A 13,992-nucleotide genomic window follows, 5' to 3' on the forward strand; every position below is an offset into this window, starting at 1 on the left:
GGAAGGAGAGGGACAGGGTGAGGTGTGCGAACTCTCCGAAAGGTCCCACACCTCACCCCAGCCCTCTCCTTCCAGGCTACGGCATTCACACATCTCGCGGGCAGCGCAGGTCCCCTCTCCTGGAAGGAGAGGGACAGGGTGAGGTGTGTGACCTATTCGGAGATGTCCCACACCTCACCCCAACCCTCTCCTTCCAGGAGAGGGAGCCCCGGTGCGCCTCCCGCCCGCATCCGGATGCCTGCCGCTGCACGGGATCGGCCCATTCGCAGTTGTGTGAATCCGGTAGCCTTCCAGGAGAGGGAGCACGGCGTGCTTGAAGCGGTCTTCCTGTGGCTTTCGAAGACAGTCGTCGGGCAGATGCGAGAGTCCGCAGCGCGCAAAGGGGGAGGGTTCGTTCCCTACCGCCCGCGCGTCTTCGGCCGTCCCCGCTTGCGCGCCACCGCCGGCGGGGCCGCCTCGTCCGGGTCCTCGAAAAACCCCTCCCCGTCCTCGGCCGGCGCTGCCGCGACGGCGCGGGGCGCCGGCTTCGGCACCGGGCGGAAGCTCGGCGGCGGCGGGGGCGCCTCGTCCTCCGGTTCGGCGAAGAGCGGCGTATCGGCCATTGCCCGCATGGCCTTCGGGCGCCCGCGTTTCACCGGGTCCGGCTTCGGATCGAAGGCGTGGGCCAGCACCTTCTTCATCACGCCCGGCAGGGGCTCGTCGTCCAGATCCCGCCGAGGCGTGAAGCGCATGCCGGCGGGGGCCTGGGTGCTCAACGCCACGCGGGAAAAAAACACCGTCAGCTCCAGGGGGAAATGCGTGAAGCCGTGGCGGACGAGGCCCGGCAGACGCTTCCAGCGGGCGTCGAGGGGTGCGTCGAGGAGCGCCCGGGCCGGGTCGTAATCCGGCTCCCACGGGCTCATGGGCGGCTCGGCCATGGCACCGAGCAGGCCTTCCGGCGGGCGGGTGCGCAGGAGGATCGCCTCGTCGCCGGCCCGGACCGCCACGAAGGCCGCGCCCCTGCGCAGGGTGCCCTTCACCGCCTTGAGCTTTCGCGGAAACGTCTCCTGCGTCCCCGCGGCGCGGGCCCGGCACGGGGCCATCCACGGGCACAGGGCGCAGGCCGGGCGCTTCGGCGTGCAGATGGTGGCGCCGAGATCCATCACCGCCTGCGCGAAGTCGCCGGGCCGGTCGCTGGGCACGAGATCCTGCGTCACCGCGCGGACCTCGGCGCGGGCGGCGGGCATCAGGGTCTCGATGGAAAAGAGCCGGGTCATCACCCGCTCGACGTTGCCGTCGACGGCCGCCTCCGGGCGGTCGAACGCGATGGCCGCGATGGCCCCGGCCGTGTAGGCGCCGACGCCGGGAAGCTTCCTCAGGCCCACGAGGGTGTCAGGAAAGGCGCCGGCCGCCGCCACCGCCTTGGCGCAGGCGTGGAGGTTGCGTGCCCGCGAATAGTAGCCGAGCCCGGCCCAGGCCGACATCACCGCCTCCTCGGGCGCCGCCGCCAGGGCGTCGATGCTCGGAAACCGCTCCAGGAACTTGTGGAAATAGGGTTTGACCGCCGCGATGGTGGTCTGCTGCAGCATCACCTCGGAGAGCCAGATCCGGTACGGGTCCGGCGCCTGCCCCGGCAGGGCGCGCCAGGGCAGGACGCGGCGGTGCCGGTCGTACCAGGCGAGCAGGTCTATGGCCTGCGGCGCTTGCAGATCTTTGGCCTGCGGCGCTTGCAGATCTTGCGCCCTGGGGCTCGGGAAACGTGCGTCGGTCACGGGGCTCGGCACTGGCATGGGCGCCCGTCCTTACCCCGGCCGGTCAACGGCTCCAACCGGTCCTTCGGCGTGAGGGAACGCCGTGCTAACCATTCGGGCGCGATACCGGGTGGATCGTCGGCGGGAGAGCGGAAAGGTGCGCATGGCGCGGGTCAAGCCCCTGGCCGAACTGCTCGATGCCTGCATCGGCCCGGCCTTCGCCGCGCAGGGCTTCGCCTCCACGGACATCCTCGCGGCGTGGCCCGAGATCGTCGGCGAGCGCCTGGCGCGCTACTGCCAGCCGTCCAAGCTCGAATGGCCGCGCCGGCGCCGGCGCGAGGAAGAGGGCCGGCCCGACCCCGGCACCCTGGTGGTGCGGGTGGAGGGGGTGTTCGCCCTCGAACTCCAGCACCTCGCTCCCATCGTGATCCAGCGGGTCAACGCCCATTACGGCTGGGCCTGCGTCGCCAAGATCGTCATGCGGCAGGGCCGGGTCGACCGCATCGGCCGGACGGTGCCGCCGCCCGTGGTCGATCCCGTCCGCCGCGGCGAAGTGGCGCTCGCGGTCCGGACCATCGACGACGACGCCCTGCGCGACGCCCTCGACCGCCTCGGCACGGCGGTGGTCGCCACGGCCCACAAAGCCGTGCCCAGGCGCTGAGTCGGACGCGGAGTCGGGCGCCCGCGCCTTGTCAGGACGGCCCGCAGATTCTACCGCAGGCGTCAGACGAACCGTTCGCCCGCACGCGGAGCCTGTCACGACCATGATCACCCGGCGCGACGCCCTCAAAGCCACCGGCCTCGCCATCGGCGCGGCGGCCCTCCTGCCCCGGTTCACCCTCGACGCATTCGCGCAGGGCGGGGCGAATCTCTCGACCCTCATGGAGCCCGGGCCCCTGGGCGACGTCTGGCTCGGCCCCAAGGACGCCAAGGTGACGATCATCGAGTACGCCTCGATGACCTGTTCGCACTGCGCCGCCTTCCACAAGACGACGTATCCGGTGCTCAAGGAGCGCTACATCGACACCGGCAAGGTGCGCTTCACCCTGCGGGAATTCCCCCTCGATCCCCTGGCCACCGCCGCCTTCATGCTGGCGCGCTGCGACGGCGACGCGAAGTACTACCCCATCACCGACCTGCTGTTCGATCAGCAGCAGGCCTGGGCCTACGTGCAGAAGCCGCAATCGCCCGTGGACGCCCTGGAGCAGATGCTGCGCCAGGCCGGGTTCTCGAAGGACAAGTTCGAGGCCTGCCTCAAGGACCAGAAGCTCTACGGGGCCATCAACACGGTCAAGCAGCGCGGCATGGACACGTTCAAGGTCGATTCCACGCCGACCTTCTTCATCAACGGCGAGCGCTACACCGGCGAGATGTCCATCGACGGCATGGAGAAGGTGATCAAGCCGATTCTCGGCGCCTGACCCATCGCTTTTTCCGCGCCGGGGCAAAACGACGAATTCGCCAGCGGGTGCAATGCGTTAAGTCAAGTCGGGGTCGCCTTGACACTCAAGGTGGGCGAAACTATGTTGCCGCCCGCTTGGAGGAGGCGTCCCGGCCGGTTCCTCCGCTCCCGCCAATGTGAGTTTTCGCGTATGAGCGGCAACGACGCAGGGGACGGGCGCGGCACCGGCGGGGAGCAAGCGCGGGACGACGACCTCTCCCAGAGGCTCAAACGTCTCGAGACGCAGATCGAACGGAAGCGGCCCAGTGCCCCTCCCGGTCCGTCATCGCGTTCCGGTTCGTCGACCGGGCCCTCTCCTCTCGGTCAGGCGATGCGGCTCTCCACGGAGTTCATCGCCGGTGTCCTGGCGGGGGGCATTCTCGGCTGGATGTGCGATCATTTCCTGGGGACGAAACCCTGGGGCCTGATCGTCCTGCTGATGCTGGGCTTCCTGACCGGCGTCTACAACGTCATGCGTGTCTCGGGAGCCCTCTCGAAGGCGCCGACGAAGGAACAGGATCGCTAGCGGTTCTGGCAAGAACGCCGCTCGCGCGGCTAATCGGTGGTGGCGGGCCTTCGGCCCGTTCGGTTTCAGAAGGACGGGAGCGGCAATGGCCGTAAAGATGGATCCGATCCACCAGTTCGAGCTCAAGCCGCTCGTCTCGTTCGGTCATATCGGCAACCAGGAGATCGCGTTCACGCAGTCGTCCCTGTACATGTTCGCCGCCGTGGGGATCATCGCGCTGATCACCATCGTGGCGACGGCGCAGCGCTCGGTGGTGCCGGGCCGCATGCAGTCCATGGCCGAGGTGTTCTACGAGTTCATCGGCTCGACCCTGCGCCAGTCCGCCGGCCACGGCTCCGAGCGGTTCATGCCGCTGATCTTCTCGCTGTTCATGTTCGTGCTCGTGCTGAACATGCTTGGCATGATCCCCTACGCCTTCGCGGTGACCAGCCACATCATCGTCACCTTCGCCCTGGCCTTCCTCGTGATCGGCACCGTGATCGTCTACGGGTTCATGGCCCACGGCACCAAGTTCCTAAAGGTGTTCGTGCCCTCCGGCGTGCCCGGCTGGCTCCTGCCGATGATCGTCGCCATCGAGATCGTGTCGTTCATCTCGCGCCCCATCAGCCTCGCGGTGCGTCTGTTCGCCAACGTGCTCGCCGGCCACATTGCCCTCAAGATCTTCGCGGGCTTCGTGCCGGCCCTGCTCGCCGCCGGCGCCTGGGGGGCGATCTCGCCCCTGCCCCTGGCGCTCAGCGTCGCCGTCACCGCCCTCGAATTCCTCGTGGCCGGTCTGCAGGCCTACGTCTTCGCCACGCTCGCTTCGATCTACCTCAGCGACGCGCTGCATCCCGGCCACTAGGGCCGGGTCATCCCGGCCCCAGGCCGGGACGCCCCCTTCCGTCCCCGGTGCGCCCTCGCGGACCGGATTTCTCTCCACGCAACACCGAACCGACCCCAGGAGCAATTTGATGGATCCCTTAGCTGCCAAGTACATCGGTGCCGGCCTCGCCTGTCTCGGCATGGCGGGCGCCGCCATCGGCCTCGGCAACCTCTTCGGCCAGTTCTACGCCGGTGCCCTGCGCAACCCGTCGGCCGCCGACGGCCAGCGCGGCAACCTGCTCCTCGGCTTCGCCCTCACGGAAGCGCTCGGCATCTTCTCGCTGCTCGTCGCCCTGCTGCTCCTGTTCGCCGTCTAAGACCGCGAACCGATACCGGACCGGACGCGGCGTCCCCGAGGGGATGCGGCGCCCCCGAGGGGATGCGAGACGCGTCCGGTCCCACCTTCCTGATTTGACCGCCCCCGATTCGACCGAAGGACGTCATGGCTCAGCCGGCTCATCCGACCGCAACGCATGAAGGCTTCGCCGCGACGCCGGCCTCCGAGCATGGCGGCGGCTTCCCGCCCTTCGAGAGCCACACCTTCGCGTCCCAGCTCATCTGGCTCGCCCTCGCCTTCGGGCTGCTCTACTACCTCATGGACAAGATCGCCCTGCCGCGCATCCAGTCCATCCTGAACGATCGCGCCACGCGCCTGTCGACGGACCTCGACGAGGCCCAGCGCCTCAAGGCCGAGGCCGACGCCGCCGGCGCCGCCTACGAGAAGTCCCTGAGCGACGCCCAAGCCAAGGCCCAGGCCATCGCCCTGGAGACCCGCACGGCCCTGACGCAGGAGGCCGAGACCAAGCGCAAGGCGCTGGAATCCGAGCTGAACGCCAAGATCGCCGGCGCCGAGGCCACCATCCGCAGCCGCACGGCCGAGGCCATGGGCAACGTCCGCGGCATCGCCGGCGAGACGGCCTCGGCCATCGTCGAGCGCCTGACCGGCCGCTCGCCCGACGAGGCCGCCCTCGCCAAGGCCCTCGACAGCGTCGCGCTCCCGCACTGAGCGGGTCCGCTCACCACACACCTTACCGGCCGGCGGCCCCTCGGGGCCCGTGACGGCTTCGCCCAGGCCGGTCCTCCGGTTCGGGCGCCAGCGAGTTGGGACGACGAGCATGTTGTTGGAAGCCGAATTCTGGGTCGCAGTCGCCTTCGTGCTGTTCATGGCCCTGGTCTGGAAGGTCGGTGGCTTCAACCAGATCACCAACGGCCTCGACGGCCGGGCCAAGCGCGTCCGCGCCGAGCTCGACGAGGCCCGCCGCCTGCGCGAGGAAGCGGCGGGCGTGCTCGCCGACTACAAGAAGCGTCGCGCGTCCGCGGAGGCCGAGGCCGAGGCCATCGTCTCGGGCGCCCGCGCCGAGGCCCAGCGCATCGCCGACGAGGGCCATGCCCGCCTGAACGAGTTCATCGCCCGCCGCACCAAGTCCGCCGAGACCAAGATCGCCCAGGCCGAGGTCCAGGCCACCGCCCAGGTCCGCGCCGCCGCCGCCGACGCGGCCGTGAAGGTCTCGGAAGTGATCCTGCGCGAGCGCATGCAGGGCGACGCCGCCCAGGATCTGGTCCGCCGGAGCCTCGGCGAGGTCCGCACCCGCCTCCAGGCCTGACCCCAGCCCCACCGACCGACGAGGAAGCCGCCGCGAGGCGGCTTTTTCGTTTGTCGGACGCCCCCGGCCGGGCGTGCTAGAAGCCGGCCGACGCGCACGCCCCCCAGCGGAGACCCGATGCCGCCGATCATTTCCATCGCCAACCTGTCCAAGGTCTACGCCACCGGGCACGCCGCCCTGAAATCCATCTCCCTCGACATCCACAAGGGCGAGATCTTTGCCCTGCTCGGCCCCAACGGGGCCGGCAAGACCACCCTGATCAGCATCGTCTGCGGCATCGTCACGGCGAGCGAAGGCAGCATCCGCGTCGACGGGCACTGCATCGACACGGACTACAAGGCCGCCCGGCGCAAGATCGGCCTCGTGCCGCAGGAGCTCACCACCGACGCGTTCGAGACCGTGTGGGCGACCACCGGCTTCAGCCGGGGCCTGTTCGGCCTTCCCCCCGATCCGGCCCATATCGAGCGGGTCCTGCGCGACCTGTCCCTGTGGGACAAGAAGGACAGCCGGATCATGACCCTGTCGGGGGGCATGAAGCGGCGCGTGCTCATCGCCAAGGCGCTGGCGCACGAGCCGCAGATCCTGTTCCTCGACGAGCCCACCGCCGGCGTCGACGTGGCGCTGCGCCAGGACATGTGGCGCCTCGTGCGCCGCCTGCGCGATCAGGGCGTCACCATCATCCTCACCACCCACTACATCGACGAGGCCGAGGAGATGGCCGACCGGGTCGGCGTCATCCGCAACGGCGAGATCATCCTGGTGGAGGACAAGGCCGAGCTCATGCGCAAGCTCGGCAAGAAGCAGCTCACCCTGCACCTCGACGCCCCGCTGTCCGAGGTCCCCCCGGCCCTGTCCGGCCACCACCTCGAACTGACGCAGGGCGGGCGCGACCTCGTCTACACCTACGACACGAAAGCCGACGCGGCCCTCACGGGGCTGCTCGCCGACATCGCCCGGGCCGGCATCGGCTTTCGCGACCTCGACACCAAGCAATCCTCCCTGGAGGACATCTTCGTCGACCTCGTGAAGGAACGCGCATGAACTGGTACGCGGTCCGCGCTCTCTACCGCTTCGAGATGGCCCGCTTCTGGCGCACGGCCCTGCAGAGCATCGTCGCCCCGGTCATTGCCACGGCGCTCTACTTCGTGGTGTTCGGCGCCGCCATCGGCTCGCGCATGGCCTCCGTCGACGGCATCGCCTACGGCGCCTTCATCGTGCCCGGCCTGATGATGCTCTCGCTCCTGACCCAGAGCATCGCCAACGCCTCGTTCGGCATCTACTTCCCGCGCTTCGCCGGCACGATCTACGAGATCCTGTCGGCGCCGGTGTCGCCCCTGGAGATCGTGCTCGGCTACGTCGGCGCGGCGGCCTCGAAATCGATCCTCATCGCCCTGATCATCCTCGCCACCGCGACCCTGTTCGTCCCCATCCGCATCGAGCACCCGTTCGTGATGGTGGGCTTCCTGCTGCTCACGGCGGTGACGTTCAGCCTGTTCGGCTTCCTCATCGGCCTGTGGGCGGACGGGTTCGAGCGGCTGCAGCTCGTGCCCCTGCTCATCGTCACGCCCCTGACCTTCCTCGGCGGCAGCTTCTACTCCATCGACATGCTGCCTCCGGTGTGGCGGACCCTCAGCCTCGCCAACCCCGTGGTCTACCTCATCAGCGGGTTCCGCTGGGCGTTCTTCGGCAATTCCGACGTGAGCATCGGGGTGAGCCTGGCCATGGCCCTGGTCTTCCTCGCCCTGTGCCTCGCCGGCGTCACCTGGATCTTTCGCACGGGGTATCGTCTGAAGAGCTGATCGTGGCGTTTCCAGCCCATCGGTACGGTCGATCGGGCGTATCACGAGGCGATGCGATGAAGCACGGGTTCCCTCTCCTGAAAGGAGAGGGACAGGGTGAGGTGTGGGACCTTTTCGGAGAGCCCACACACCTCACCCCAACCCTCTCCTTCCAGGAGAGGGGGCCGGTGGCGATGCCTTGATCCGAAGTGACCGGCTTGGAAATCGTATCAGGCGCGCCCGTCGAGGAACGCGAGCACGCCCGTGCGGTGCCCCCGGTCGCCCACCGCCGTGCTGTGGTCGCGGTTCGGCAGCTCCAGCGACTGGGCGTTGGGCATGAGGGCCACGAGGGCCGGCCCGGGGCCCGAGACCGTGTCGAGGGTGCCGACGGTCACCAGGGTCGGCACCCGGATCTCGGCGACCTCGGCCCGCGACAGGGTCTGGCGCGAGCCGCGCATGCAGGCGGCGAGCGCCCGCAGATCGCTCTTGGTCTGCTCGGCGAAGGTGCGGAAGGCGGCGGCCGTGGGGTTCGGGGCCGGCGCGCCGGGCTCCGCCTCCAGGGCCTCGGCGATGCCGTCGGGCAGGCCCCTGCCCTCGACGAGGTGCAGGCCGAGGCCGCCGAGGAGGAGGGAGCGCACGCGGGGGCCGTCGTCCAGGGCGAGGTAGGCCGCGATGCGCGCGCCCATGGAATAGCCCATGACGTCGGCCCGTGCGATGCCGAGATGGTCGAGGAGCCGGGCGGCGTCCTGGGCCATGAGGTCGGAGCCGTAGGCCTCCGGATCGTAGAGCTTCTGGCTCTCGCCGTGGCCGCGGTTGTCGAGGGCGATCACCCGGCGCCCGGCCTTCGCCAGGGTCTTGACCCACTGGGTGTTGACCCAGTTCACGGCGTGGTTCGAGGCGAAGCCGTGGATCAGCAGGATCGGATCGCCGGCGCCCTGCTCGGCGGGCGTGTCGAGGTAGGCGATGCGGACGCCGTCGGAGAGGAAAGTCTGCATGGCACGCTCGGGGTACGGCAGCGGGTGGGATTGATGCCCTTGTGGTCCGCCCCGGCGATGGAGGGAAGCCCCGGGATGGAGCCGGCGCTTGCCCCGGCCGGATCGGGCTGGCATCACCCCCGGCGATGAAGGACACCCAGCCCTACGGCACCTATGCCCCCACCGGCCTCGTCGCGCGCATCGCCGAGCGCACGGGCCGCCTCTCCTACGGGAGCTGGGGCGCCCGGCGCCTCGCCCTGTTCCTGCGCCGGGTCGGCATCGGCCTCCTGCGCGGGCGCCCCCTCGACGTGGAGCGCTACGGCGCCCGGATGAGGCTCTACCCGTACAACAACAATTGCGAGAAGAAGGTGCTGTTCACGCCGCAATTCTTCGATCCCGAGGAGCGCGCGCTTCTCCGGGCCCGCCTCGAACCCGGCTGCACCTTCCTCGACATCGGCGCCAACATCGGCGCCTACGCCCTGTTCGTGGCGGCCTTCGCCGGCCCGCGCGCCCGCATCCTCGCCGTCGAGCCCCAGCCCGACGTGTTCGACCGGCTGACCTACAACATCGCCCAGAACCCGTTCGGCACGGTCAAGGCCGTGGCCTGCGCGGTGGCCGACAAGGCCGGCGAGCTCACCCTGTTCGTCGATCCGCGCAACCGCGGCGAATCGAGCCTGAAGATCGTCGGCACCAACGAGGGCGCGCAGATCCGCGTGCCGGCCGTCACCCTGCTCGACCTCGCCCAGGGCGAGGGCATCACCCGCATCGACGCCATCAAGCTCGACGTCGAGGGCGCCGAGGATCTCATCCTCGAGCCGTTCTTCCGCAGCGCGCCGGTCTCCCTGCATCCGCGCCTGCTGCTCGTCGAGAACGGCACCGCCCAGTGGCAGATCGACCTGCCGGCCCTGCTGGAGGCCAACGGCTACCGGCTCCTGGCCCGCACCCGCCTGAATCTCATCTTCGAGCGGACGGCGTAAGGCGGGTCACCCGACGACGGGGATCGCCTCCGCGAGGGTGACGCCGTCGGGATCGACCCGGCAGAGGTGGGCGTGGACCGCGACTCCGGCGGCGCGGGCGGCCCGGAAGGCGGCGTCGAAGGCCGGGTCGATGTCGCGGGCGACGTCGAAGCGCTCCGCCCGCATCTGGACCACGACGATGAGCATGGCCCGGCCGCCCTCCGCCACCACCCCGGCGAGATCGGCCATGTGCCGGGCGCTGCGGGCCGCCGTGCAGTCGGGGAACTCGGCCAGCCCGGGCGTGCGCAGGAGGTGGCAGTTCTTCACCTCGACGTGGCAGGGCACCAGCCCCTCCCCCTGGGCCAGGAAGTCGACGCGGCTCGCTTTCGCGTAGCGGACCTCCGGCTTCAGGCTCGTGTAGGCGGCGAGCTGCGGCAGGGCACCGGCCGCGAAGGCCTCCGCCACCAGGGCGTTGGGGCGCTGGGTGTCGATGCCGACCCATTGCCGCCCGCCGGCGAGGTCGGCCTCCACCAGCTCCCACGAGAAGCCGAGTTTTCGCGCGGGGTTGGTGGAGGCGGACAGGAGCGTGCGGGCGCCCGGTGCCAGGAGGCCGAGCATCGCCCCCGGATTGGCGCAATGCGCCGTGACCACGCTGCCGTCCGCGAGCTCCATGTCGGCGAGGAAGCGCTTGTAGCGCCGCACCAGGCGCGCGGGAATGAGGGGCGCGGGAAAGCGCATCGGGTCACCTGATCGAACGGCGGCGGCGGATTTCGGCCGGAAATCCCGGCCCGGGCGGTCATTCCCGGCGTTCGGGAGGGGGCATCGCCGCCGGCGGGCTGGTAAGTCAACCGGCGATGCGACAGACTTGGGGCCGCATGACCGCGAACCCGACCCGGAGCGGCGCCACCCGTCCGTCCACGAGGCTCCCATGTTCAACCTGTTCGATATCCTCCAGGCGCAGGCCGGTCCGGGCGCTCAGGGCTTCGGACAGCAGTTCGGCCTGTCGCAGGACCAGACCCGGCGGGCCATGGAGGCGCTGCTGCCCGCCTTCAGCATGGGACTCCAGCGCAACGCCGCCAACGACCCGACGGGGTTCGCGCACCTGTTCAGCCTCGCGGGGGCCGGCGCCACGGCACCGCGCGCCTCGGCCTCGCCGCAGATGGACATGCTGGTGAGCCAGCTCTTCGGCTCGCCGCATCTGAGCCAGGCGGTCCTCCAGCAGGCGGCGGGGGCGAGCGGCATCGCCACGCCGGTCCTCAAGCAGATGCTGCCGGTGATGGCCGGGATGATCGTCGCCGGCATCGTCCACGTGATGGTCAACCAGACGCCGCAGGCCGCCGCTCCGGCGCCCGCGCCGAACGCGTTCGGATTCCCCCCGAACCCCTACTGGACCGACATGGTCAACGCCTTCATGAATGCGGGCGGCGCCCTCGCGCCGAAACCCGCCGCGTCGAAATCGCCCGCCGCCCGGCCCGCACCGTCACGGGGCGCCGCCCGCACGACGCGGCTCGGCGCGTCGCCCGCCGCCCGGCCCACCAACGATGCGGCCCCGTTCGAGCTGTTCCAGCAGATGTTCCAGACCGGCCTCGACGTTCAGCAGGAGAACGCCAAGGCGATGCAGTCCCTGTTCGATACGTTCTGGCAGGAGGGGGATCGCACGGGCGGACAGGACGGCGGCCCGTCGCCGAAGGTCGGGGGCCGCGACCGCTGAGGCGGTCCGATCAGGGCGGCGTCATCGCTGCGGCGAGGGTCTGGTAGACCAGAACTATCTTGTCCGAGTAGATCCGCATGCCCGCGATGAGGGCGAGGCCGATGAAACCGGCGATGAGGGTGTATTCCACCGCCGTGGTGCCGCCCTCGTCCCCGGCGAACCGTGCGTGGGTTCGCCGGACCGACCGGGTCCCACCAGCGCCGAGGGCGCCCTCACCTTCGTCCGATCCGCGTGCCATCGTTCGAAGGTTCCCCAGTCAGATCGAAGCCGCCGACCATAGGCCGCGGTCCGTTGCCGGGGGCTTAAACCCATCCTGGAATCTTGGCCGTATTCGTCGGAAGCCGGCTTGCGAAAGCCGGCTTCGCACCTTTAGCGAAACACCCCGCCGGCGCCCCGGCGGTGGTTTCGCACACGGTGGCCGGAAGGGCGATCCGCGCCTCGACGAGCCTCACTCTACTTGCCGGTTTCCTTGCGCAGGGCGTCGATGCGCTGGGACGCTTCCGCCTTGTCGAGGTCCGGCTCGAAGGCCTCGGGGTCCTTGGCCTGCTCCGACAGGGTCTTGAGGTAGGAGGCCTGGGCGCCCGTCATCGGCTCGCCGCCCGTGGTCCACTCGCTCGGGTCCTTGATCTGGTTCGAGGTGTCCTTCGGGTCGATCTTCGGATTGGTCTCGTCGGTGTCGACGGCCTTCTGCGCAGCCTTGGTCATGGTCGCCTCGCGTTCATGGAATGTTCCAAGCGAACGCGGGCCCGGGGCCGAGGTTCCGTTCCGCCCGGCCCATTCGGAGCCGGGCGGAACGGAGGCGATCAGGCCGCGACGGCCTTCGGCTGAACCTCGGCGGTGTAGTCGTCCATCAAGGTCTTGGTCAGGGACGCCGGCACGAACCGGTACGGGCCGATCTCCGACACCGGCGTCACCTCGGCGGCCGACCCGGTGATGAAGCATTCCGAGAAGCCTTCGAGCTCGGCCGGCAGGATGCGCCGCTCGACCACGTCGACGCCCCGGCGGCGGGCCAGCTCGATCACCGTCTGGCGGGTGATGCCGTTGAGGAAGCGGTCGGCGAGCGGCGTGTGCAGCACACCGTCGCGGACGAAGAACACGTTGGCGCCGGTGCACTCGGCGACGTTGTCCTCCCAGTCGAGCATGAGGGCGTCGGCGTAGCCCTTGTTCTCGGCCCGGTGCTTGGAGATGGTGCAGATCATGTAGAGGCCCGCCGCCTTCGAGCTCGATGGGGCGGTGCGGGGGTCGGGCCGGCGATAATCGGCGATGTCGAGGCGGATGCCCTTCATCTTGGTCTCGGGATCGAAGTAGCTCGGCCATTCCCAGGCGGCGATGGCGAGGTGGATGGTGTTGTTCTGGGCCGCCACGCCCATCATCTCCGAGCCGCGCCAGGCCACCGGGCGCAGATACGCGTCCGTGAGCCCGCTGGTCTTGAGGACGAGGTCCTTGGCCGCCTCGATCGCGTCGGCCGTGTAGGGGATTTTGAAGTCGAGCAGTTCGGCCGAGCGCAGCAGGCGCTCCGCGTGCTCGCGGCTCTTGAAGATGCGCCCCCCGTAGGCCCGCTCGCCCTCGAACACCGACGAGCCGTAATGCAGGCCGTGGGAGAGCACGTGGATCTTGGCGTCCTTCCACGGCACCATCGCGCCATCGTACCAGATGGTGCCCTCGCGCGCGTCGAACGGGATCAGGGACATGGTCGGCTTCCTCGACACGCGGGCTTGCCCTCGAAGCCGGCGTCAGATGGGTGTGGGGAGGTCGGGCGGCGGAACAGGCCGGGAATCGTAACGGGCCCGGAAACGGAACAGGCTGCGGGTCGGGACGCCCTACCGGAAGGCTTGACGGGTAGCAACGCGCCTGAAATATGTCAATAACACTGACATAAACCGAGGCCGCTCCCGACGTGACCCTCCCCGCCACCGAGAACGCCCCGGCCGAGAACCCTGCGATCGAGAACGCCCCGGCCGAGAACCCTGCGATCGAGAACGCCGCGATCGGGAGCACCGCCACCGAGAGCCCCGGCGACGACCTCATCGAGCTGCTGTTCTTCGCCTATCGCGATTTCGTCGGTGACCCCGACCGCATCCTGGCGCAATACGGGTTCGGCCGGGCGCACCACCGGGTGCTGCACTTCGTCGACCGCTATCCGGGCCTGACCATCGCCGAACTCCTCGATATCCTGCGGATCACGAAGCAGAGTCTGAACCGGGTGCTCAAGGACCTCATCGAGCAGGACTACATCGTCCAGAAGACCGGGACGAGCGACCGGCGCCAGCGGCTGCTGTTCTGCACGGCGCGCGGCACCGCCCTGGCCGGCGACCTCATCCGCGTGCAGACCCGCCGGGTGACGCGGGCGCTGGCCGATCCGGAAGAAGGGACTTCCGAGGCCGGGGTTTCGGAGGGCGGGGGTTCGGAGG

18 protein-coding genes are annotated in these 13,992 nt (G+C 69.7%); 12 read left to right on the forward strand and 6 right to left on the reverse strand.

The window, feature by feature from the left end; translation table 11 throughout:
• Positions 1-398 precede the first annotated feature (398 nt).
• Positions 399-1,688, reverse strand: a complete 1,290-nt coding sequence (gene mutY / locus FV218_RS13640) for an A/G-specific adenine glycosylase (protein ID WP_246685119.1) — start codon at positions 1,686-1,688, stop codon at positions 399-401.
• A gap of 205 nt (positions 1,689-1,893) precedes the next feature.
• Here mutY and FV218_RS13645 point away from each other — a divergent pair, with 205 nt between their 5' ends.
• The 9 genes from FV218_RS13645 (at position 1,894) to FV218_RS13685 (ending at position 7,961) form a co-directional block, all read left to right on the forward strand.
• Entirely contained in the window at positions 1,894-2,391 is a 498-nt protein-coding gene (locus FV218_RS13645; protein ID WP_056092428.1) for a DUF721 domain-containing protein, read from the forward strand.
• 103 nt (positions 2,392-2,494) lie between these two features.
• The gene (locus tag FV218_RS13650; protein WP_056092431.1) at positions 2,495-3,151 is read left to right on the forward strand and encodes a thioredoxin domain-containing protein; all 657 of its coding nucleotides are present in this window, start codon (positions 2,495-2,497) and stop codon (positions 3,149-3,151) included.
• A gap of 171 nt (positions 3,152-3,322) precedes the next feature.
• Positions 3,323-3,697 carry an AtpZ/AtpI family protein gene (locus FV218_RS13655; RefSeq protein ID WP_056092434.1) on the forward strand — a complete coding sequence of 125 codons (375 nt, stop codon included), beginning with the start codon at positions 3,323-3,325 and terminating at the stop codon, positions 3,695-3,697.
• Between the two features lie 85 nt (positions 3,698-3,782).
• The gene (locus FV218_RS13660; RefSeq protein ID WP_056092437.1) at positions 3,783-4,538 is read left to right on the forward strand and encodes a F0F1 ATP synthase subunit A; all 756 of its coding nucleotides are present in this window, start codon (positions 3,783-3,785) and stop codon (positions 4,536-4,538) included.
• A gap of 109 nt (positions 4,539-4,647) precedes the next feature.
• Positions 4,648-4,875, forward strand: coding sequence for a F0F1 ATP synthase subunit C (locus FV218_RS13665; protein WP_018044493.1), 228 nt, complete (start codon positions 4,648-4,650; stop codon positions 4,873-4,875).
• A 125-nt stretch (positions 4,876-5,000) separates the two neighbouring features.
• A complete protein-coding gene (locus tag FV218_RS13670; RefSeq protein ID WP_147710132.1) occupies positions 5,001-5,564 on the forward strand; it encodes a F0F1 ATP synthase subunit B' in 564 nt (187 codons plus the stop codon).
• A gap of 112 nt (positions 5,565-5,676) precedes the next feature.
• Positions 5,677-6,162, forward strand: coding sequence for an ATP F0F1 synthase subunit B (locus FV218_RS13675; RefSeq protein WP_187273059.1), 486 nt, complete (start codon positions 5,677-5,679; stop codon positions 6,160-6,162).
• A gap of 117 nt (positions 6,163-6,279) precedes the next feature.
• A complete protein-coding gene (locus FV218_RS13680; RefSeq protein ID WP_056092445.1) occupies positions 6,280-7,203 on the forward strand; it encodes an ABC transporter ATP-binding protein in 924 nt (307 codons plus the stop codon).
• The gene (locus FV218_RS13685) at positions 7,200-7,961 is read left to right on the forward strand and encodes an ABC transporter permease (RefSeq protein ID WP_056092448.1); all 762 of its coding nucleotides are present in this window, start codon (positions 7,200-7,202) and stop codon (positions 7,959-7,961) included. Before FV218_RS13680 ends, FV218_RS13685 begins: the two co-directional genes overlap by 4 nt.
• Positions 7,962-8,170: 209 nt before the next feature.
• Here the strand turns inward: FV218_RS13685 and FV218_RS13690 are convergent, their stop codons facing one another.
• The gene (locus tag FV218_RS13690; RefSeq protein ID WP_147710133.1) at positions 8,171-8,935 is read right to left on the reverse strand and encodes an alpha/beta fold hydrolase; all 765 of its coding nucleotides are present in this window, start codon (positions 8,933-8,935) and stop codon (positions 8,171-8,173) included.
• Between the two features lie 125 nt (positions 8,936-9,060).
• Between FV218_RS13690 and FV218_RS13695 the strand changes: the two genes are divergently transcribed.
• Positions 9,061-9,891 (forward strand): FkbM family methyltransferase, encoded by an 831-nt coding sequence (locus tag FV218_RS13695; RefSeq protein ID WP_147710134.1) that lies wholly within the window; start codon positions 9,061-9,063, stop codon positions 9,889-9,891.
• Positions 9,892-9,897: 6 nt separating this feature from the next.
• Here the strand turns inward: FV218_RS13695 and sfsA are convergent, their stop codons facing one another.
• Positions 9,898-10,608, reverse strand: coding sequence for a DNA/RNA nuclease SfsA (sfsA, locus tag FV218_RS13700; RefSeq protein WP_147710135.1), 711 nt, complete (start codon positions 10,606-10,608; stop codon positions 9,898-9,900).
• Between the two features lie 190 nt (positions 10,609-10,798).
• Between sfsA and FV218_RS13705 the strand changes: the two genes are divergently transcribed.
• Positions 10,799-11,581 carry a DUF937 domain-containing protein gene (locus FV218_RS13705; RefSeq protein WP_147710136.1) on the forward strand — a complete coding sequence of 261 codons (783 nt, stop codon included), beginning with the start codon at positions 10,799-10,801 and terminating at the stop codon, positions 11,579-11,581.
• A gap of 10 nt (positions 11,582-11,591) precedes the next feature.
• Here FV218_RS13705 and FV218_RS13710 read toward each other — a convergent pair whose 3' ends face one another.
• The 3 genes from FV218_RS13710 to FV218_RS13720 all read right to left on the reverse strand — a co-directional run bounded on the left by FV218_RS13710 (position 11,592) and on the right by FV218_RS13720 (position 13,272).
• A complete protein-coding gene (locus tag FV218_RS13710; protein WP_147710137.1) occupies positions 11,592-11,819 on the reverse strand; it encodes a Flp family type IVb pilin in 228 nt (75 codons plus the stop codon).
• Between the two features lie 215 nt (positions 11,820-12,034).
• Positions 12,035-12,286 (reverse strand): DUF3072 domain-containing protein, encoded by a 252-nt coding sequence (locus FV218_RS13715; protein WP_147710138.1) that lies wholly within the window; start codon positions 12,284-12,286, stop codon positions 12,035-12,037.
• A gap of 98 nt (positions 12,287-12,384) precedes the next feature.
• On the reverse strand, positions 12,385-13,272 hold the full coding sequence (locus tag FV218_RS13720) for a branched-chain amino acid aminotransferase (RefSeq protein ID WP_147710139.1): 888 nt from the start codon (positions 13,270-13,272) through the stop codon (positions 12,385-12,387).
• Positions 13,273-13,553: 281 nt separating this feature from the next.
• Here FV218_RS13720 and FV218_RS13725 point away from each other — a divergent pair.
• Positions 13,554-13,992 (forward strand): helix-turn-helix domain-containing protein (locus FV218_RS13725; protein ID WP_147710144.1); only part of this gene is annotated, 439 nt, incomplete at its 3' end.

The organism is Methylobacterium sp. WL69 (genome assembly GCF_008039485.1).
GTDB lineage: Bacteria > Pseudomonadota > Alphaproteobacteria > Rhizobiales > Beijerinckiaceae > Methylobacterium.